Origin of the sequence: Caulobacter sp. UNC358MFTsu5.1 (assembly GCF_000712075.1) — a bacterium.
Taxonomy (GTDB): Bacteria; Pseudomonadota; Alphaproteobacteria; order Caulobacterales; family Caulobacteraceae; genus Caulobacter.
In genome coordinates this window covers 25,617-43,951 of the sequence record NZ_JONW01000008.1, presented here as the reverse complement: position 1 = coordinate 43,951, position 18,335 = coordinate 25,617, and the positions used below count along the sequence as shown (strand labels likewise).

Sequence of the window (18,335 nt, the reverse complement as noted above, 5' to 3'; positions counted from 1 at the left end):
GCAACGACGGAAAATCCGCGCCATGACCGAGCAGCCGCTCAAGTTCGTCATCGTCGGGGGAGGCACGGCCGGCTGGATGGCGGCCGCCGCCCTGGCCCACGCCCTGAAGGGCCGGGTGGGCGAGATCGAGCTGGTGGAGTCCGACGAGATCGGCACGGTCGGCGTCGGCGAGGCCACCATCCCGCCGATCCAGTTCCTCAACAGCCTGCTGGGCATCGACGAGATCGACTTCGTCAAGAAGACCCAGGCGACCTTCAAGCTGGGCATCGAGTTCCGCGACTGGCGGCGGCTGGGGCACAGCTACATCCACCCGTTCGGCCCCATCGGCATGGCGATCGAGGGCGTGGGGTTCCATCACTACTGGGGGCGGCTGCGCCGTCACGGCGACACCAGCGACATCTGCGACTACGCCATGTCGGCGGTCGCGGCGCGCAAGGGCAAGTTCGTCATCGCGCCCAGCGAGCTGCCGCCCGGCGTGCCGCCGCTGGCCTACGCCTACCATTTCGACGCCGGCCTCTACGCCCGCTTCCTGCGCGACTACGCCGAGAAGCGCGGCGTCCGGCGCACCGAAGGCAAGATCGTCGAGGTCAAGCAGCGCCAGTCCGACGGCTTCATCGAGGCGGTCGAGCTGGAGGGCGGCAAGCGGATCGAGGGCGACTTCTTCATCGACTGCTCGGGCTTCCGCGGGCTGTTGATCGAGCAGACGCTGAAGTCCGGCTACGAGGACTGGACGCACTGGCTGCCCTGCGACCGCGCCCTGGCCGTGCCCTGCGAGAGCGTCGCGCCGCTGACGCCCTATACGCGCTCGACCGCCCGGACCGCCGGCTGGCAGTGGCGCATCCCGCTGCAGCACCGCACGGGCAACGGCTACGTCTATTCCAGCCCGTTCATCAGTGACGACGAGGCCGCCGCCACCCTGATGGCCAACCTCGACGGCGCGCCGCGCGCCGAGCCCCGGCTGCTGCGCTTCGTCACCGGCCGGCGCAAGCAGGCCTGGAACAAGAACGTCGTGGCCCTGGGCCTGGCCAGCGGCTTCATGGAGCCGTTGGAATCGACCAGCATCCACCTGATCCAGACGGGCGTGATGCGCCTGATCTCGCTGCTGCCCACCCGGAACCACGACCCGGCGGCGGTCGAGGAGTACAATCGCCTGTCGAAGCTCGAATACGAGCAGATCCGCGACTTCATCGTCCTGCACTACCGCGCCACCGAGCGCGACGATTCCGAGCTGTGGCGCTACTGCCGGCGGATGGCGCTGCCCGACAGCCTGACCCACAAGATCGAGCTGTTCCGCGAGCGCGGCAAGGTCGCCCGCTTCGACGACCAGCTGTTCGCCGAGCCCAGCTGGGTGTCGGTGTTCCTGGGGCAGGGCGTCGAGCCCCGCGACTACGACCGCCTGGCCGACGTGCCGCCGCTGGCCGACGTCCAGCGGGCCCTGGCCAATGTGCGGGACAAGATGAACCACATCGCCGACCGGCTGCTGACGCACGACGAGTTCATCGCCCGGCACTGCAAGGCCGATCCGATCTAGTCAGGCCTGGCGGCCCGGAAGGCTTGCCAGTCAATTATCATACTTATACTTCTGATAACGGTAACAGCGCTGTCACGCCGAGGTTCGCCTCGCGGAAGACGGCCCAGCGGGAGGCGACACTTGCGGATCCAGCATCGAGTCCGGACCGAGGGGGCGACCCGCCCTCGGCTCTTCCTGTCGGCCCTGGTCGCGGCCACGGCGCTGTGCGGCGTTCTGGCCGCCACGCCGGGCGCCGCCGCCGACCTGCCCAAACTGGTCGCCAAGGACGGCCGCCACGCCCTGATGGTGGACGGCGCGCCGTTCCTGATGCTGGGCGTCCAGGCCAACAACGCCGCCAACTACCCTTCGCAGCTGCCCAAGGTGTGGCCGGCGGTGAAGGCCATGCACGCCAACACCCTGGAGATCCCAGTCGCCTGGGAGCAGATCGAGCCGGTCGAGGGCCAGTTCGACTTCTCGTATGTCGACGTGCTGCTGAAGCAGGCCCGCGAGAACGACACCAAGCTGGTCCTGCTGTGGTTCGCCACCTGGAAGAACAACGGCCCGCAGTACGCGCCCGAATGGGTCAAGCTGGACAACAAGCGCTTCCCGCGGGTGATCACCGCCAAGGGCGAGACCCGCAACTCGCTGTCGCCGCACTTCCCGGCCACGCTGGAGGCCGACAAGAAGGCCTTCGTGACCTTGATGCGCCACCTGAAGGCGGCCGATCCGGACCACACCGTGATCATGGTCCAGCCCGAGAACGAGACCGGCACCTACAGCGCCGTCCGCGACTATTCGCCGACCGCCCAGAAGCTGTTCGAAGGCCCCGTACCCGCCCAGCTGGTCAAGGCTCTGGGCAAGAAGCCGGGGACCTGGAGCCAGGTCTTCGGCAAGGACGCCGACGAGTTCTTCCACGCCTGGTCGATCGGCCGGTTCGTCGACGAGGTGGCGGCCGCCGGTAAGCGCGAGCTGCCGCTGCCGATGTACGTCAACGCGGCCCTGCGCGACCCCTTCAACGACCAGGACCCCTACACCTACTCGTCGGGCGGCCCGACCTGGAACGTGCTGGACGTCTGGAAGGCCGCGGCCCCGTCGATCGACGCCATCGCGCCCGACATCTACCAGCGCGAAAGCGCCAATGTCCGCAAGACGCTGGAGCAGTACGGCCGCCCCGACAACGCCCTGTTCGTGCCCGAGATCGGCAGCGACAAGGGCTTCGCCCGCCACGTCTACGACGTGCTGGGCCGCCATGGGATCGGCTTCTCGCCGTTCGGCCTGGATTACACCGGCTATTCCAACTACCCGCTGGGCGCCAAGCAGGTCGACGCCGAGGCGCTGGAGAACTTCGGCGTCCACTATCGCCTGCTGGCCCCGATGGCCCGCGAATGGGCCAGGCTGTCGTTCACGGGCGACGTCTGGGGCGCCGGCGAGGCCGACGACCGCAAGGCCGAGACCCTGAAGCTGGGCGATCGCTGGACCGCCACCGTCTCGTACGGCGAATGGCAGTTCGGCTCGATCGAGGCCCCCTGGATGTCCAAGGCCGAGAAGCAGCCCAATCGCGCGGTCCCCGACGGCGGCGCCCTGATCGCCCGGCTGTCGGCCGACGAATTCCTGGTCACCGGCTATCGCGCCCGCATCACCTTCGGCTCGGCCAAGGGGGAGCGGTTCATGATGTCCCGCGTCGAGGAAGGCCACTTCGACGACAAGGGCCAGTGGGTGTTCGACCGCCTGTGGAACGGCGACCAGGTCGACTACGGCCTGAACCTGACCACCCTGCCGCAGGTGCTAAAAGTAAAGCTCGCGACCTACTGAACCCAACTTTTCAACCGCTCATCCCGGCGAATGCCGGGACCCAGATCCCGTGGCGGGACGGCTGACTGGAAGGGCGCAGAGCCCGTGGCTCCAGTCTCGAAGCCATTCCATCTGGGTCCCGGCATTCGCCGGGATGAGCGGAGATAAAAACGAGATCAAAGGGAAGAAACCGATGCGCATGCTGCCCAAGGCCCTCTTCGCCGGCCTCACGCTCTCCCTCCTGGCCTCGACCAGCGCCTTGGCCCTGGACGGCGCTTTCGAGAAGACCGCCGACGGGGTGATCGTCACCCCCGCCTCGGGGCCGGCCAAGAAGGTGCGGCTGCAGGTGATGGGCGAGCGGGTGATCCACGTCACCGCCACCCCGACCGACAGCCTGGACGTCCCGGCCAGCCTGATGGTCACCGCCAGGCCCACCGGCGCCTTCACGGTCGAGGAGGCGGCCGGCAAGGTCGTGGTCAAGGCCGGCAAGGCCACCGCCGAGGTCTCCCTGGCCAGCGGCGCGGTCAGCTTCCGCGACGAGACCGGCAAGCTGGTGCTCAGCGAGAACGGCCGCCGCCCGTTCAAGACCGAGACGATCGACGGCAAGACCTTCTACGGCGTCAGCCAGCAGTTCAATCCGGGTACGGACGAAGCCTTCTACGGCCTGGGCCAGCACCAGAACGGCCAGATGAACTACAATGGCCAGGACGTCGAACTGGCCCAGTACAACCGCGACATCGCCATCCCGTTCGTGCTGTCCACCCGGAACTACGGCCTGCTGTGGGAGAACAACGGGATCACCCGCTTCGGCGACCCGACGCCCTACGACCTGGCCTCGCGCGACCTGAAGATCTTCGACGCGGCCGGCAAGCCGGGCGGCTTCACCGCCAGGTACTATGTGGGGAACGACCTGAAGTTCACCCGCGTCGAGCCCGACATCAACTACCGCTACCTGAAGGACCTGCCCAACTGGCCGGCCGAGCTGACCGGTCCGGACAAGAAGCCGGTCAAGGGCGCGCGGGTGGTCTGGGAGGGCTCGGTCGAGGCCTCGGTCGCCGGGGTCCAGAAGTTCAAGCTCTACTCGTCCAGCTACGCCAAGCTCTCCATCGACGGCAAGGTCGCGATCGACCGCTGGCGGCAGAACTGGAACCCGTGGTTCCACAACTTCACCGCCCCGATGAAGCCGGGCGCGCGCCACAAGGTCCGCGTCGAGTGGGAGCCCAACGACGGCTATATCGGCCTGCTGCACAACAACCCGATCCCGGCGGCCGACCAGCACTCGCTGACCTTCACCTCCGAGGTCGCCCACGCCGTCGACTACTACTATGTGGGCGGCTCGGACCTGGACCAGGTGGTGGCCGGCTATCGCGGCCTGACGGGCGACGCGGTGCTGATGCCGCGCTGGGCCTACGGCCTGTGGCAGAGCCGCCAGCGCTACGAGACCGCCGACCAGCTGCTGGACGTGGTCAAGCAGTACCGGGCCCGCAAGCTGCCGCTGGACAACATCGTCGAGGACTGGCGCTACTGGAAGGACGACGCCTGGGGCAGCCACAAGTTCGACGAGACGCGCTTCCCCGACCCCAAGGGCATGATCGACCAGGTCCACGACCTGAACGCCCACTTCATGATCTCGATCTGGCCGAAGTTCTATCCGACCACGGAGCACTTCAAGGAGCTGGACGCCAAGGGCCACATGTATCACCGCAACCTCGAGCAGGGCGCGGTGGACTGGGTGGGGCCGGGCTACGCCAACTCGTTCTACGACCCCTATTCCAAGGAGGCGCGCGACATCTACTGGCGCCAGGTCAAGGACAGCCTGAAGGGCTTCGGCGTCGACGCCTGGTGGATGGACAGCGACGAGCCGGACATGCACTCCAACCTCGACATCCCCGAGCGCACCCTGCGCATGGGCCCGACGGCGATGGGACCGGGGGCCGAGTTCTTCAACTCCTATCCGCTGATCCACACCACCGGCGTGTTCGAGGGCGAGCGCGACCTGAACCCCGACAAGCGCAGCTTCATCCTGTCGCGCTCGGGCTTCGGCGGCATCCAGCGCAACGGCGTGGCCCTGTGGAGCGGCGACGTGGTGGCCCGCTGGGACGACCTGAAGGACCAGATCTCGGCCGGCGTGAACCTGTCGATGTCGGGCGTGCCCAACTGGACCACCGACATCGGCGGCTTCTCGGTCGAGGACCGCTACACCAACAAGGACCCGGCCCACTGGGCCGAGTGGCAGGAGCTGAACCTGCGCTGGTTCCAGTTCGGCGCCTTCAGCCCGCTGTTCCGCAGCCACGGGGAGTTCCCGTACCGCGAGATTTACAACCTCGCCGACGAGGGGACCGAGGTCTACAAGGCCCTGGCCTGGTACGACGAGCTCCGCTACCGGCTGATGCCCTACGTCTACACCCTGGCGGCTGATACCTATCAGCGCGACGGCAGCATCATGCGCGGCCTGGTCATGGACTTCCCGTCCGACCTGAAGGCGCGCGACGTCAACGACGAGTACCTGTTCGGCAAGGCGTTCCTGGTCGCCCCGGTGACCGCGTTCAAGGCCCGCTCGCGCGAGGTCTACCTGCCGGCGGGGGCGTCCTGGTACGACTTCGAGACCGGCAAGGCCTTCAAGGGCGGCCAGACGATCAAGGCCGACGCGCCGCTGGCGCGCATGCCGCTGTTCGTGCGGGCTGGCTCGATCGTGCCGACCACGGTGGTCCAGCAGTACGTGGGCGAAAAGCCCGACGCCCCGCTGACCGTGGTGGTCTACACGGGCGCCGACGGGACGTTCGAGCTTTACGAGGACGACGGCCTGACCAACGGCTACGCCCGCGGGGCCTGGAGCCGCATCCCGATGAGCTTCGACAACGCCTCGGGAAGGCTGACGATCGGCGCGCGGTCGGGGAGCTTCAAGGGGATGGTCGAGAACCGCGAGATCAAGGTGCGGTTCATCGGAGCCGGGGCCAAGCCGGTGGACTTCGAGGCGGTGGATCAGACGGTGGCGTACTCGGGGCGGCCGGTGGTGGTGACGCGGAAGTAGGTCAGTGGCTCACTGACTTGCCCCCACCTGACCGCTTCGCGGTCTGTCCGCCCCCGTAGGGGGCGGAGCCTTTGGCGCGGCGTCGGCGGTCGAGGCTCTTCCCCCTCTGGGGGAAGACGGTCGCGAAGCGACCCGTAGGGGGCAAGTGTTCGCCGCCGAGGCTTAGGCCTCCACCACCAGCTTCTTCACGATCAGCTCGGCCGCGTTCACCCGCTCGCCGCCCGGCTCCATCACCTCCAGGTGCACGTGGTTGGTGATGCCCGGATAGTGCTTCTGCAGGCTCTGGTCCGTGCCGATCACCTCGCCCAGGCGCACGGCCTGGCCGACCTCGACGCCGGGGGTCACGTAGAAGGCGCGGGCGATGTAGCCGAGGGCCGGGTTGCTGATCTCGACGAACTTCAGGTCGCTGGACCCGGCGTAGGCGTAGCCGATCTTGGTCACGTAGCCGGAGATCGGGGCCATCACGTCCTGGCCGGCCTTGGCCACGTAGTCGACGCCCTCGTGGTCGCGCGAGCCACCGTCGCGGCGGGCGCCGAACCGGCCGTCGCCGAACTCGTCGTGGCCGCGCGGGGCGCCGCCGGTCGGGTTGGCGAAGTCGGGCGCGCCGTCGCCGTCGATGTCCGAACCGCTCCAGACCAGCTCCTTGCGGACCGGCTTCTGCGGCTTGGCGGCCAGGTCGGCCAGCAGGCGCTGCACGGCCGGCGTGGCGTGCGGGGCGTTGTGCGGATTCTCCATCGCCGCCACCATCATCGGAGCGAAGACCAGGGCCAGACCCAGCGCGCCGCGCGCCAGAGGGGCGAGTTTCTTCGCTGTCGATGCGTGCATGAAATCTTCCTGGATTTGTTTTGGGGATCGTTTCGGAGCGTTGAGCGTTGGCCCGGTTAACGATCAGATAAGGCAAAGACGTGGCGAACTCAGTGCGGCGCGAGGTCGCGCGCGCATTCGCCTATACCGGGATCTATTCCAAGCTTTACTGTTGGATGTGCTCGGGATCGACCGTGATCTCGCAGATCAATGTTCGGCCTCGGCCTTCCAGGCTCAGGCGCGAGTGGCCGTGCTCCAGCACGACCGCATCCAGCGGCGACAGGTCGATCGCGCCGCCGGGCCTCACGATGCGTAAGGGGTCCAGGGCCAGGACCAGCGTCACACGGGCCTTGGCCGCCACGTCGCTGGCCCCGGTCACCGTCAGCCGCCGGGTCCGCGCCCGCCAGGCGCCCCGTCGCACCATCACGTTCAGGTCGCTGATCGGGCCGTGGGTCAGGCGGGCGGCGACCCGCGCCTCGCCGGGGAAGTCCAGGGGCGGGGAGGCGGCGTCCAGGGCCAGCATGCGGTCGTCGACCGTCAGCAGCAGGCCCTCGCCCTGGATCACCGTCAGCACCCGGTCGACGCCCGGGAAGATCGAGAACGGCCCGTCGGCGGCGATCTCGGCCAGGCTGATCCGCCACTCGAAGCCGCCCAGGTCGGCGCCCGGCGGCCAGGCGGCCACCTCGCGCGTGACGCCGCCGCCGTTCTTCCACGGCGTGGCGATCCGGTCGGCGGCTCTCAGGACGCGCATCTAATTGATCCGATGAGCGGAGGAAGGGGGAGTATGGCTTACAAAATCCCCGGCAGGTCCAGCCCGTGCTCCCGCGCACAGTCCCTGGCGATCTCGTAGCCCGCGTCGGCGTGGCGCATGACGCCGCTGGCCGGGTCGTTCCACAGCACGCGCTCGATCCGCTTGGCCGCCGCCTCGGTGCCGTCGCAGACGATGACCATGCCGGCGTGCTGCGAGAAGCCCATGCCCACCCCGCCGCCGTGGTGCAGCGACACCCAGGTGGCGCCCGAGGCTGTGTTGAGCAGGGCGTTCAGCAGCGGCCAGTCCGACACCGCGTCCGACCCGTCCATCATCCCCTCGGTCTCGCGGTTGGGCGAGGCGACCGAGCCGCTGTCCAGGTGGTCGCGGCCGATCACCACGGGAGCCTTCAACTCGCCCGAGGCGACCATTTCGTTGAAGGCCAGGCCCAGCCGGTGGCGATCGCCCAGGCCCACCCAGCAGATGCGGGCCGGCAGGCCCTGGAACTTGATCTTCTCGGCGGCCATGTCCAGCCAGTGGTGCAGGTGAGGATTGTCGGGGATCAGTTCCTTGACCTTGGCGTCGGTCTTGCGGATGTCCTCCGGATCGCCCGACAGCGCCGCCCAGCGGAACGGCCCGATCCCCCGGCAGAACAGCGGGCGGATATAGGCCGGCACGAAGCCGGGGAAGTCGAAGGCGTTCTCGACGCCTTCCTCCAGCGCCATCTGGCGGATGTTGTTGCCATAGTCGACCGTGGGCACGCCGGCGGCCTGGAAGTCGAGCATGGCCTTCACGTGCACCGCCATCGAGGCGCGGGCGGCCTTGTTGACCGAGGCCGGGTCGCGCTCCTTGGCGGTCGCCCACTGCTCCAGCGTCCAGCCCGCCGGCAGGTAGCCGTTGATCGGGTCGTGGGCGCTGGTCTGGTCGGTCAGCAGGTCGGGGCGGACGCCACGCTCGAACAGCGCCGGCAGCAACTCGGCGGCGTTGCCCAGCAGGCCCACCGAGATCGGGGTCTTGGCGGCGCGGGACTCTTCGATCCAGGCCAGGGCCTGGTCGACGCTGTCGGTCGAGCGGTCCAGATAGCCGGTGCGCAGGCGCATCTCGATCCGCGAGGGCTGGCACTCGATGGCCAGGCACGAGGCCCCGGCCATCACCGCCGCCAGCGGTTGGGCCCCGCCCATGCCCCCGAGGCCGGCCGTCAGCAGCCACCTGCCCGAGAGGTCGCCGGCGTAGTGCTGGCGGCCCATCTCGACGAAGGTCTCGTAGGTGCCCTGAACGATGCCCTGGGCGCCGATATAGATCCACGAGCCGGCGGTCATCTGGCCGTACATGGCCAGGCCCTTGCGATCGAGCTCGTTGAAGTGCTCCCAGGTCGCCCAGCGCGGCACCAGGTTGGAGTTGGCGATCAGCACGCGGGGCGCGTCGGGGTGGGTGCGGAACACGCCCACCGGCTTGCCCGACTGGACCAGCAGGGTCTGGTCGTCCTCCAGCCGGCGCAGGGTCTCGACGATCTTGTCGTAGCTCTCCCAGTCGCGGGCGGCGCGGCCGATGCCGCCGTAAACCACCAGCTCCTCGGGCCGCTCGGCGACGTCGGGATGCAGGTTGTTCATCAGCATCCGCAGCGGGGCTTCGGTCAGCCAGGACTTGGCGGTGAGCTCGGTCCCGGTGGCGGGGCGGATGACGCGGGTGTTGTCGAGACGGGTCATGCAGGGACTCAGGCTTGGGCGAAGGCGAGGCAGGCCTTCAGCACGTCGGAGAGGGCGGCGCGCAGCGGGGCGGCGCGGGCGGCGGCGTAGGGCGTGGGCCAAGTCTCGGCGGTCAGCGCCGCCGGCTCGTCGATGTAGCCGCGGCAGGCCAGTTCCATCTGGACGGCGTGGACGCCGTGGTCCGGCCGGCCGTAATGGCGGGTGATCCAGCCGCCCTTGAACCGGCCGTTGGTGACGCGCGGCAGGCCGGTGGCGGCGCACGCCGCCTCGACCCGGGCGGTCAGGCCGGGATCGCACGCCGCGCCGCTGTTCGTGCCGATGTTGAACTGCGGCAGCTCGCCGTCGAACAGCCGGGGCGCGCGCGAGCGGATCGAGTGGGCGTCGTACAGCACCACCTTGCCGTGGCGCGCGAGCAGACGGTCCAGCTCGGCCTCCAGCGCGTCGTGATAGGGATCGAAGAAGGTCACGCGCCGCCGGGCGATCTCGGCCGCGTCGGGCTCCTGGCCGGCCTGGTACAGCGGCTCGCCGTCGAAGGTGTCGATCGGGCAGAGGCTGGTGGTCGCCTGGCCGGGATACAGCGACACGCCCGACGGGTCGCGATTGACGTCGATCACCGTGCGCGAGACGCCGGTGCGCACCACCGTGGCGTCCAGGCCGTCGGCGAAGGCGTAGAGCTCGCCCAGCCACCAGTCGGCGTCCTTGCGGGCCAGCCACGGCGAGACCAGGCGAGCCTCGACGTCGGACGGGATGATGGTCCCGGCGTGCGGGATGCTGACGACCAGCGGGGCCTCGCCCCGGGTGAGGTGGAGCCAGTCGGTCGGGCTCAACGCACTCATGAGGTTGTCATCCCGGCCGAAGCGAAGCGTAGAGCCGGGACCCAGGTGAACCGCACCGCATTCGCCCAGTCTCCTGGGTCCCGGACAGCTCCTGCGGGGCTTCCGGGATGACAACGGTTTGGGGCAGAGCTCATCCCTCCACCCCCGGCAGGTCGATCGCCGAAGCCGCCGCGATCACCGCCCCTGACCGGACCAGCGCGTTGGCGGCCTCCATGTCCGGATGGAAGTGGCGGTCGTCCGACAGGTGCGGGACCTGGGCGCGCAACACGCCGCGCGCGGCTTCCAGGGCCGGGCTCGACGTCAGGGGCGCGTGGAAGTCGCAGCCCTGCACGGCCGCCAGCAGCTCGATGCCGATCACCGCCTCGGCCGCCTCGACCATGGCCAGCAGGCGCCGCGCGCCGTGGGCGGCCATCGAGACGTGGTCCTCCTGGTTGGCCGAGGTCGGGATGGAGTCGACGCTGGCCGGATAGGCCTTCTGCTTGTTCTCCGACACCAGGGCGGCGGCGGTGACCTGGGGGATCATGAAGCCGGAGTTCAGGCCGGGCTTGGGCGTCAGGAAGGCCGGCAGGCCCGAGCAGGCCGGATCGACCAGCATGGCGATGCGGCGCTCGGCGATCGAGCCGATCTCGCAGACCGCCAGGGCGATCATGTCGGCCGCGAAGGCCACCGGCTCGGCGTGGAAGTTGCCGCCCGACAGGGCCTCGTCCGTGTCGGGGAAGATCAGCGGGTTGTCGGAGACGCCGTTGGCCTCGGTCGCCAAGGTGACGGCCGCTTGGCGCAGCACGTCCAGGGCCGCGCCCATCACCTGGGGCTGGCAGCGCAGGCAGTAGGGGTCCTGCACCCGGGCGTCGCCCTCGCGGTGGGAGTCGCGGATCGCCGAGTTCGCCATCAGGGCCCGCAGGGCGGCGGCGGTCTCGATCTGGCCGGGCTGGCGGCGCAGGACGTGGATGCGCGGATCGAAGGGCGTGTCCGAACCCTTGGCCGCCTCGGTCGCCAGGGCGCCGGTGACCAGGGCCGACTGGAACAGCCGCTCGGCGTCGAACAGGGCGGCCAGGGCGTTGGCGGTCGAGAACTGGGTGCCGTTCAGCAGGGCCAGGCCTTCCTTCGGACCCAGGGTCAGGGGCTTCAGACCCGCTTCCATCAGGGCCTGGACGGCGGGCAGGCGTTGGCCGCCGACGGAGATCTCGCCGACCCCGATCATGGTCGCGGCCATGTGCGACAGCGGCGCCAGGTCGCCCGAGGCGCCGACCGAGCCCTGGCACGGCACGACCGGCGTCAGGCCCTTCACGAGCATCGCTTCCAGCAGGTCGGTCGTCGCCGGCCGCACGCCCGAGGCGCCTTGCGCCAGGCTGGCCAGCTTCAGGGCCATCATCAGCCGGATCACCGGGACCGGCGACGGCGCGCCCGTGCCGGCGGCGTGGGACAGGACGATGTTGCGCTGGAGCGTCTCCAGATCGGCGTCGCCGATGCGCACGCTGGCCAGCTTCCCGAAGCCGGTGTTGATCCCGTAGACCGGCGCGCCCTTGGCCAGGATGCGCTCGACCGCCGCCGCGCTCTCGGCGATCACCGGAGCGGCGCTGGGATGTAGCCGCGCGGGCGCGCCGCGGTAGACGGCCTTCCAGTCGGCGAGGCTGACTTCACCGGGGTTGAGAACGACTTCGGTCACGCGATTTCACCCTTCCAGACGCGCGCATGGAGCGGATTGAACCCCATGCGGTAGACAAGTTCGGCGGGACGCTCGATGTCCCAGACGGCCAGGTCGCAGGCCTTGCCGACCTCCAGCGTGCCGACGCTTTCGAGGCGGCCGATCGCCCGCGCGGCCTCGCGCGTGACGCCGGCCAGGCACTCGTCGACGGTCATCCGGAACAGGGTGGCGGCCATGTTCATCGTCAGCAGCAGGCTGGTCAGGGGCGAGGTGCCGGGGTTGCAGTCGGTGGCCAGGGCCATCGGCACGCCGGCGGCGCGCAGGGCCTCGATGGGCGGAAGCCTGGTCTCGCGCACGAAGTAGAAGGCGCCGGGCAGCAGGACGGCGACGGTCCCGGCCTTGGCCATGGCGGCGATCCCGGCGGCGTCCAGATGCTCCAGGTGATCGGCCGACAGCGCCCCGAACTCGGCGGCCAGGGCCGCGCCGTTCAGGTTCGACAGCTGCTCGGCGTGCAGCTTGACCGGCAGGCCGTGGGCGTGGGCCGCCTCGAACACCCGGCGGGTCTGGGCGGGCGTGAAGCCGATGCCCTCGCAGAACGCGTCTACCGCATCGGCCAGGCCCTCGGCGGCGACGGCGGGGATCATCTCGCGGCAGACCAGGTCGACATAGCCGTCGGGATCGCCGGCGAATTCGGGGGGCAAGGCGTGGGCGCCCAGGAAGGTGGTGGTCACCGACACGTCGCGGACGTCGGCCAGGGCGCGGGCGGCGCGCAGGCTCTTCAACTCGTCGTCCAGCGACAGGCCGTAGCCGGACTTGATCTCAAGGGTGGTCAGGCCCTCGGCGATCAGGGCGTCCAGGCGGGGCAGGGCGGCGGCCACGAGGTCGGCGCGCGAGGCGGCGCGGGTGGCCTTCATGGTCGAGACGATGCCGCCGCCGGCCCGGGCGATCGCCTCGTACGACGCCCCGGCCAGCCGCAGCTCGAACTCGTGGGCGCGGTCGCCGCCGAACACCAGGTGGGTGTGGGGGTCGATCAGGCCCGGGGTGATCCAACGGCTGGCGCAGTCGATCGTCTCGCGCGCCTCGAAGGTGGGGGCGTCGGCGGCGGGGCCGGCATAGACGATGCGGCCGCCCCGCGCGGCCACGACGCCGTCCTCGATCGCGCCGATTCCGGAACGATCGACGGCGAAAGTGGCCAGGCGGGCCTTGCTCCACACCCGATCGCAGCGCATGGGCTGGGGTCTCCCGAACGCCGGTCCGGTCTCTTGCCGTCGGCTTCAATATGTATAGACATATTCGCTCGACACGAGGATTGTCCAGTGACCGACGACGCGTTTCCGCCGGAAGCCGACCACGACGACGACGCTCCCATCTACACGCCGCCTGAAGAGGTGGCGGCGGCGCCCGCGCCTGAGCCGACGCCCGAGCGCCCGTCCCAGGGCGCGCCGGCAACCGGACCCCAGACCCTGTGGTTCGAGCAGGCCCTGCTGGCCGACGGCTGGGCCAGGGACGTGCGGTTCACGATCAGCGAGGGCATGATCAGCCGGGTCGACACCGACGTGGCCCGCCAGTCCGGCGAGACGGCCCACGGCCCGTGCCTGCCCGGCCTGCCCAACCTGCACAGCCACGCCTTCCAGCGCGCCATGGCCGGCCTGACCGAGACGCGGGGACCCACCGGCGACAGCTTCTGGACCTGGCGCGAGCTGATGTACCGCTTCGTCGACCGGCTGGGTCCCGACGAGGTCCAGGCCATCGCCGCCCTGGCCTATCTCGAGATGCTGGAGACCGGCTCGACCCGGGTGGGCGAGTTCCACTACCTGCACCACGACAAGGACGGTTCGCCCTACGCCGACCCCGCCGAGATGGCGGGGCGGATCGCGGCGGCGGCGGACGAGACGGGGATCGGCCTGACCCTGCTGCCTGTGTTCTACGCCCATGCCGGCTTCGGCGGCGTCGCGCCCGGCGAGGGCCAGCGGCGGTTCATCCACGATGTCGACGGCTACGGCCGGCTGATCGAAGCCAGCCGCGCGGCGGTGGCCGGCCTGCCCGACGCGGTGGTCGGGATCGCGCCGCACAGCCTGCGGGCGGTCACGGGCGAGGAGCTGACCGCGATCCTCCCCCTGGCCGGCGCCAACCCGATCCACATCCACATCGCCGAGCAGACCCAGGAGGTCGACGACTGCCTGGCCGCCACCGGCGCGCGGCCGGTACGCTGGCTGATGAACAACGCGCCCGTCGACAAGCGCTGGTGCCTGGTCCACGCCACCCACCTGAACGCCATGGAGACCGAGCGCCTGGCCAAGAGCGGCGCGGTGGCCGGCCTGTGCCCGATCACCGAGGCCAATCTGGGCGACGGCGTCTTCCCGGCCCACGACTACCTGGCGGCCGGCGGGGCGTTCGGGATCGGCTCGGACAGCAACGTGCTGATCGACGCGGCCGAGGAGCTGCGCACCCTGGAATACGCCCAGCGCCTGACGCGGCGGGCCCGCAACGTGCTGGCCAAGGCGCCCAGGAGCTCGACGGGCGGCGACCTGTTCCGCGCGGCGGTGAACGGCGGCGCCCAGGCCCTGGGCGTGGCCGGCGGCCTGCGGCGCGGGCGTTCCGCCGACTTCGTGACCCTGGACCGCGCCCATCCGGCGATGATCGGCCGCGACGGCGACGCCCTGCTGGACAGCTGGGTGTTCGCCGGGCGACACGGGGCCATCGACGGCGTCTGGCGCGGCGGCCGCCAGGTCGTCAGCGGCGGCCGCCACCATGCGCGCGAGGCGATCCTGGCGCGCTACGCGACGGCGTTGAGGAGCGTGCTGGCTTGAGTGATCCGGGCGTGGAAGGGGGGACGCTGTATCGGCGCATCCGGGGCGAGATCGAGGACCTGATCCGCTCGGGCGCCTGGGCGCCGGGCCGCAAGATCCCCTCCGAGATCGAGCTGATGAGCCAGTTCGGCTGCTCGCGGATGACGGTCAACAAGGCCATGTCGACCCTGGCCAAGGAGGGGCTGATCGTCCGCCGCCGCCGCGCCGGCTCGTTCGTGGCCCGGCCGCGCGTGCACTCCACCGTGCTCGACATCCCCGACATCCAGGCCGAGATCGTGGCGCGGGGCGAGACCTATCGCTTCGACCTGCTGGAGCGGAAGCGGCGCAAACCCAAGGCGGGCGATGTCGAGGAGGTCGCCCTGGCCGCGGGCGGCGAACTGCTGGTGCTGCGCGGCCTGCATGTGGCGGGCGATCGACCCTTCGCCCTGGAGGACCGGCTGATCAGCCTGGTCGCCGTGCCCGAGGCCGCCGAGCAGGATTTCGCCGAGGAGGCGCCCGGGGCCTGGCTGCTGCACCACGTGCCGTGGACCGAGGCCGAGAACCGGATCAGCGCCGTCGGCGCCGAGGCCGACGTCGCCCGCCTGCTGGCGCTGGACGAAGGCGCGGCCCTGCTGGCGGTCGAGCGCCGCACCTGGCGGGCCGGCGAGCCGGTGACCTGGGTGCGCCAGCTGTTCCCGGGCGAGGCGTACGACCTGGTGGCGCGGTTCGGGCCGGCGCGGACCTGAATTCCGCTCATCCCGGCGAATGCCGGGACCCAGATGGAATAGCTCTGAGGCTGACGCCAAGAACGCCGAGCCCTTTCAGTCATCCGCTCAGCCATGGGATCTGGGTCCCGGCATTCGCCGGGATGAGCGGAGTTTAGAGGGACTGCCCGTCGTCCACCGTGAACACCGAGCCGGTCACGGCTCTGGCCGCATCGCTCGAGAGATACAGCGCCATGGCCTCCAGGTCGCTCGTCTCCATCAGCCGCTTCCTCGGGAAGCCCGCCACCAGCTTTTGGCCGCCTTCGCTGTCGAACCAGTCGTCGTTGATCTCGGTCCGGATATAGCCGGGGCACAGGACGTTGACGTTGATCCCCTTGCGCGCCCACTCGCGGGCCAGGCTCTTGCCCATGTGGGCCGTGGCGGCCTTCGAGGCGACATAGGCGGTGAGACCCGGCAGCACCTTGTGGGCGCCGATCGAGGCCACCAGCACGATGCGGCCGCGCTCGCTGGCCGGGCTGCCGGCCTTGATCATCCGCCGGGCGCCTTCGCGGGCGGTCAGGAAGACGCCTCGGGTGTTGACCGCCATCACCTTGTCGAAGTCCTCGATGGCGATATCGAGGGCCAGGCCCTCCATGTTGATCCCGGCGTTGGCGATCACCGAGTCCGGCGCGCCGAAGGCGGCCTCGACGGCGTCGTAGGCGGCGATCACCGAGGCCTCGTCCTCGACGTCCATGGCGAAGGCCCGGGCCGTCCCGCCGGCGGCGGCGATCTCGGCGACCAGGGCTTCCAGCTTGTCGGCCCGGCGGGCGGCGGCGGCCACCTCGGCCCCGGCCTTGGCGGCGGCCCGGGCCAGGGCGGCGCCGATGCCCGAGGAGGCGCCGGTGATCAGGACGGTGCGGCCGGCGAGGGAGGTCATGGGGGCGCTTCCTTTTTCGGCAGTCTGGGGAACTGCCGTAAGGGGCGTCAATGCGCAGCGGCTCACCCGCTTGCCCCCACCTGACCGCTACGCGGTCTGTCCGCCCCCGTAGGGGGCGGAGCCTAAGGCGCGAGGCTCTTCCCCCTCCGGGGGAAGACGACCGCGCAGCGGTCCGTAGGGGGCAAGTGTTCAGACCAACCCAGGTCCGGAGATTCTCAGAACCGGCGTGAAAGCCGGCCGCGCGCTCGGTATCTCAACCCGCAACCCCTTGCCGTCCCGCTTGAACGCCAGCGGCTCGGGCGAGCCCAGCAGCTCCACCCGCCGAACCTCGCCCCCACTCGTCTGCCCGCTCGTCGCCAGGCTCTCGATCACCAGCTCGCCTGACGGCCAGGCCATCGGCAGCGCATACAGATCCCCGCCCTTGGTGACGAACCGGATGTCGGCCGCCTCGAACGGCTTGGCCGCGCCTTCGTTCTGCATGCCCTCGACCAGCTTGGTCGGGCCCTCGCCGAAGATCCGCCAGGGGCGCGAGCCGTAGATGGCCGGACCGTTGACGGCGATCCAGCCGGCCATGCCCTCCAGCACCTTCTCCTCCTTGTCGTCGATCGTGCCGTCGCCGCGCTGGGGGATGGAGAGCATCAGGCAGCCGTTCTTGCTGACCACGTCGATCAGCCGCTGGATCACGTCCTGGGCGCTCTTGTAGCCGTCGCGGTCGTAGAGGGCGCGGTCGTAGTGCCAGTTGCCGATGCAGGTGTCGGTCTGCCAGGGCTCGGGCCGCAGGCGGTCGGAAAAGCCGCGCTCGACATCCTCGACGATGCCCCGGCGCTGCAGGGGGCTGAGCTTCTTGCCGGTGACGACCACGTCCGACGCGCCGCGCCAGGCGCGGGCCCGGTTGTAGTAGTGGGCCGTGGCCGACAGCCCCGCCTGGCCCAGCGGCAGGCCGTAGTTGTCGAAATAGACCATGTCGGGCTTGTAGCGGTCGACCAGGTCGTTCTGGCGCGCCAGCCAGTTCGCCGTGAAGGCCGGGTTGTTCGGCGGTGGGGTCTCCAGCCACTCGCCGTCGTGCTTGTCGTGCCAGGCGTTGGCGGCGGCGATGCTGTCGATCCCGTCGGGGATCACCATGTTGCGGCCGGTATAGAGGTCCTGCGGGTCCAGGCCCTGCCACCACTTGCCCTTGCCGTCGGCCTTGGTCAGCTGGAAGGCGTCGTAGCGCCGGCCCTTCAGCGGGCCTTCGGCGTCGTAGCCGTAGGCGGTCTGCCACCAGTGCCAGGCGTGGGCCGAGTGGTTGGAGACGCCGAAGCGCAGGCCGTGCTGGCGGGCGACCTTCTCCCACGTCCCGACGATGTCCCGCCCCGGACCCACGCGCAGGGTGTTCCAGGCATGGTGGCGGCTGTCGAACATGTCGAGGTTGTCGTGGTGGTTGGCCATCGACATGAAGTACTTGGCGCCAGCGGCCTTGTATTTGCGCATCAGGCCTTCCGGGTCCCAACGGTCGGCCTTCCAGCGCGGGATGAACTCCATGAAGCCGAACGTCGTCGGGTGCCCGTACGTCTTGACGTGGTGCTGGTAGAACGGGTTGCCCTGCTGGTACATCTGGCGGCCGTACCAGTCGCCGAACTCGGGCACGCATTGCGGACCCCAGTGCGACCAGATGCCCAGCTTGGCGTCGCGGAACCAGTCGGGGGTCTTGTAGCCGTCGGCCAGGGACTCCCAGCTGGGCTGGAAGCCCCGCTTCGAAGCGGCGAAAGCAGGCCCCCCCAGAGTGGATTGGGCCGAGGCGGCGGCCAGGCCGGCGCCGAGGTTCAGAAGGTCGCGGCGATTGAGGCTCATGCCT

13 protein-coding genes are annotated in these 18,335 nt (G+C 70.0%); 5 read left to right on the top strand and 8 right to left on the bottom strand.

Going from position 1 to position 18,335, the window contains the following annotated elements; translation table 11 throughout:
- Window positions 1-22: 22 nt before the first annotated feature.
- From BR39_RS0115200 to BR39_RS0115190, 3 genes are all read left to right on the top strand, one after another.
- Window positions 23-1,531 carry a tryptophan halogenase family protein gene (locus tag BR39_RS0115200; RefSeq protein ID WP_029913584.1) on the top strand — a complete coding sequence of 503 codons (1,509 nt, stop codon included), beginning with the start codon at window positions 23-25 and terminating at the stop codon, window positions 1,529-1,531.
- A gap of 120 nt (window positions 1,532-1,651) precedes the next feature.
- On the top strand, window positions 1,652-3,322 hold the full coding sequence (locus BR39_RS0115195) for a DUF5597 domain-containing protein (protein WP_029913581.1): 1,671 nt from the start codon (window positions 1,652-1,654) through the stop codon (window positions 3,320-3,322).
- A 172-nt stretch (window positions 3,323-3,494) separates the two neighbouring features.
- The gene (locus BR39_RS0115190; RefSeq protein WP_231499478.1) at window positions 3,495-6,332 is read left to right on the top strand and encodes a TIM-barrel domain-containing protein; all 2,838 of its coding nucleotides are present in this window, start codon (window positions 3,495-3,497) and stop codon (window positions 6,330-6,332) included.
- Window positions 6,333-6,494: 162 nt separating this feature from the next.
- On the opposite strand, the gene BR39_RS0115185 is transcribed toward BR39_RS0115190, so the two are convergent.
- The 6 genes from BR39_RS0115185 to hutI form a co-directional block, all read right to left on the bottom strand.
- Window positions 6,495-7,157: a M23 family metallopeptidase gene (locus BR39_RS0115185; protein ID WP_029913575.1), complete on the bottom strand. Its 663-nt coding sequence runs from the start codon at window positions 7,155-7,157 to the stop codon at window positions 6,495-6,497.
- Window positions 7,158-7,302: 145 nt separating this feature from the next.
- Entirely contained in the window at window positions 7,303-7,887 is a 585-nt protein-coding gene (locus BR39_RS0115180) for a HutD family protein (protein ID WP_029913572.1), read from the bottom strand.
- Between the two features lie 38 nt (window positions 7,888-7,925).
- Window positions 7,926-9,590, bottom strand: coding sequence for a urocanate hydratase (hutU, locus tag BR39_RS0115175; protein WP_029913567.1), 1,665 nt, complete (start codon window positions 9,588-9,590; stop codon window positions 7,926-7,928).
- 8 nt (window positions 9,591-9,598) lie between these two features.
- Window positions 9,599-10,426, bottom strand: coding sequence for an N-formylglutamate deformylase (gene hutG / locus BR39_RS0115170; protein WP_029913564.1), 828 nt, complete (start codon window positions 10,424-10,426; stop codon window positions 9,599-9,601).
- A 130-nt stretch (window positions 10,427-10,556) separates the two neighbouring features.
- Window positions 10,557-12,092 carry a histidine ammonia-lyase gene (gene hutH / locus BR39_RS0115165; protein ID WP_029913561.1) on the bottom strand — a complete coding sequence of 512 codons (1,536 nt, stop codon included), beginning with the start codon at window positions 12,090-12,092 and terminating at the stop codon, window positions 10,557-10,559.
- Window positions 12,089-13,300: an imidazolonepropionase gene (hutI, locus tag BR39_RS0115160; RefSeq protein ID WP_029913559.1), complete on the bottom strand. Its 1,212-nt coding sequence runs from the start codon at window positions 13,298-13,300 to the stop codon at window positions 12,089-12,091. The genes hutH and hutI overlap by 4 nt, the downstream gene beginning before the upstream one ends.
- 87 nt (window positions 13,301-13,387) lie before the next feature.
- Here hutI and BR39_RS0115155 point away from each other — a divergent pair, with 87 nt between their 5' ends.
- Entirely contained in the window at window positions 13,388-14,881 is a 1,494-nt protein-coding gene (locus BR39_RS0115155) for a formimidoylglutamate deiminase (protein WP_081916833.1), read from the top strand.
- Entirely contained in the window at window positions 14,878-15,606 is a 729-nt protein-coding gene (hutC, locus tag BR39_RS0115150; RefSeq protein ID WP_231499477.1) for a histidine utilization repressor, read from the top strand. The genes BR39_RS0115155 and hutC overlap by 4 nt, the downstream gene beginning before the upstream one ends.
- A 133-nt stretch (window positions 15,607-15,739) precedes the next feature.
- Here the strand turns inward: hutC and BR39_RS0115145 are convergent, their stop codons facing one another.
- Together BR39_RS0115145 and BR39_RS0115140 are read right to left on the bottom strand one after the other, a co-directional pair.
- The gene (locus BR39_RS0115145; RefSeq protein ID WP_029913549.1) at window positions 15,740-16,501 is read right to left on the bottom strand and encodes an SDR family NAD(P)-dependent oxidoreductase; all 762 of its coding nucleotides are present in this window, start codon (window positions 16,499-16,501) and stop codon (window positions 15,740-15,742) included.
- Window positions 16,502-16,690: 189 nt separating this feature from the next.
- The gene (locus tag BR39_RS0115140; protein WP_029913546.1) at window positions 16,691-18,331 is read right to left on the bottom strand and encodes an alpha-L-fucosidase; all 1,641 of its coding nucleotides are present in this window, start codon (window positions 18,329-18,331) and stop codon (window positions 16,691-16,693) included.
- Window positions 18,332-18,335 lie beyond the last annotated feature (4 nt).

Coding starts and splice junctions, on each gene's coding strand:
- BR39_RS0115190 (WP_231499478.1), top strand. CDS start 3,495: ATGCGCATGCTGCCCAAGGCCCTCTTCGCCGGCCTCACGCTCTCCCTC.
- hutI (WP_029913559.1), bottom strand. CDS start 13,300: ATGCGCTGCGATCGGGTGTGGAGCAAGGCCCGCCTGGCCACTTTCGCC.
- BR39_RS0115185 (WP_029913575.1), bottom strand. CDS start 7,157: ATGCACGCATCGACAGCGAAGAAACTCGCCCCTCTGGCGCGCGGCGCG.
- BR39_RS0115145 (WP_029913549.1), bottom strand. CDS start 16,501: ATGACCTCCCTCGCCGGCCGCACCGTCCTGATCACCGGCGCCTCCTCG.
- BR39_RS0115180 (WP_029913572.1), bottom strand. CDS start 7,887: ATGCGCGTCCTGAGAGCCGCCGACCGGATCGCCACGCCGTGGAAGAAC.
- hutU (WP_029913567.1), bottom strand. CDS start 9,590: ATGACCCGTCTCGACAACACCCGCGTCATCCGCCCCGCCACCGGGACC.
- hutG (WP_029913564.1), bottom strand. CDS start 10,426: ATGAGTGCGTTGAGCCCGACCGACTGGCTCCACCTCACCCGGGGCGAG.
- BR39_RS0115200 (WP_029913584.1), top strand. CDS start 23: ATGACCGAGCAGCCGCTCAAGTTCGTCATCGTCGGGGGAGGCACGGCC.
- BR39_RS0115140 (WP_029913546.1), bottom strand. CDS start 18,331: ATGAGCCTCAATCGCCGCGACCTTCTGAACCTCGGCGCCGGCCTGGCC.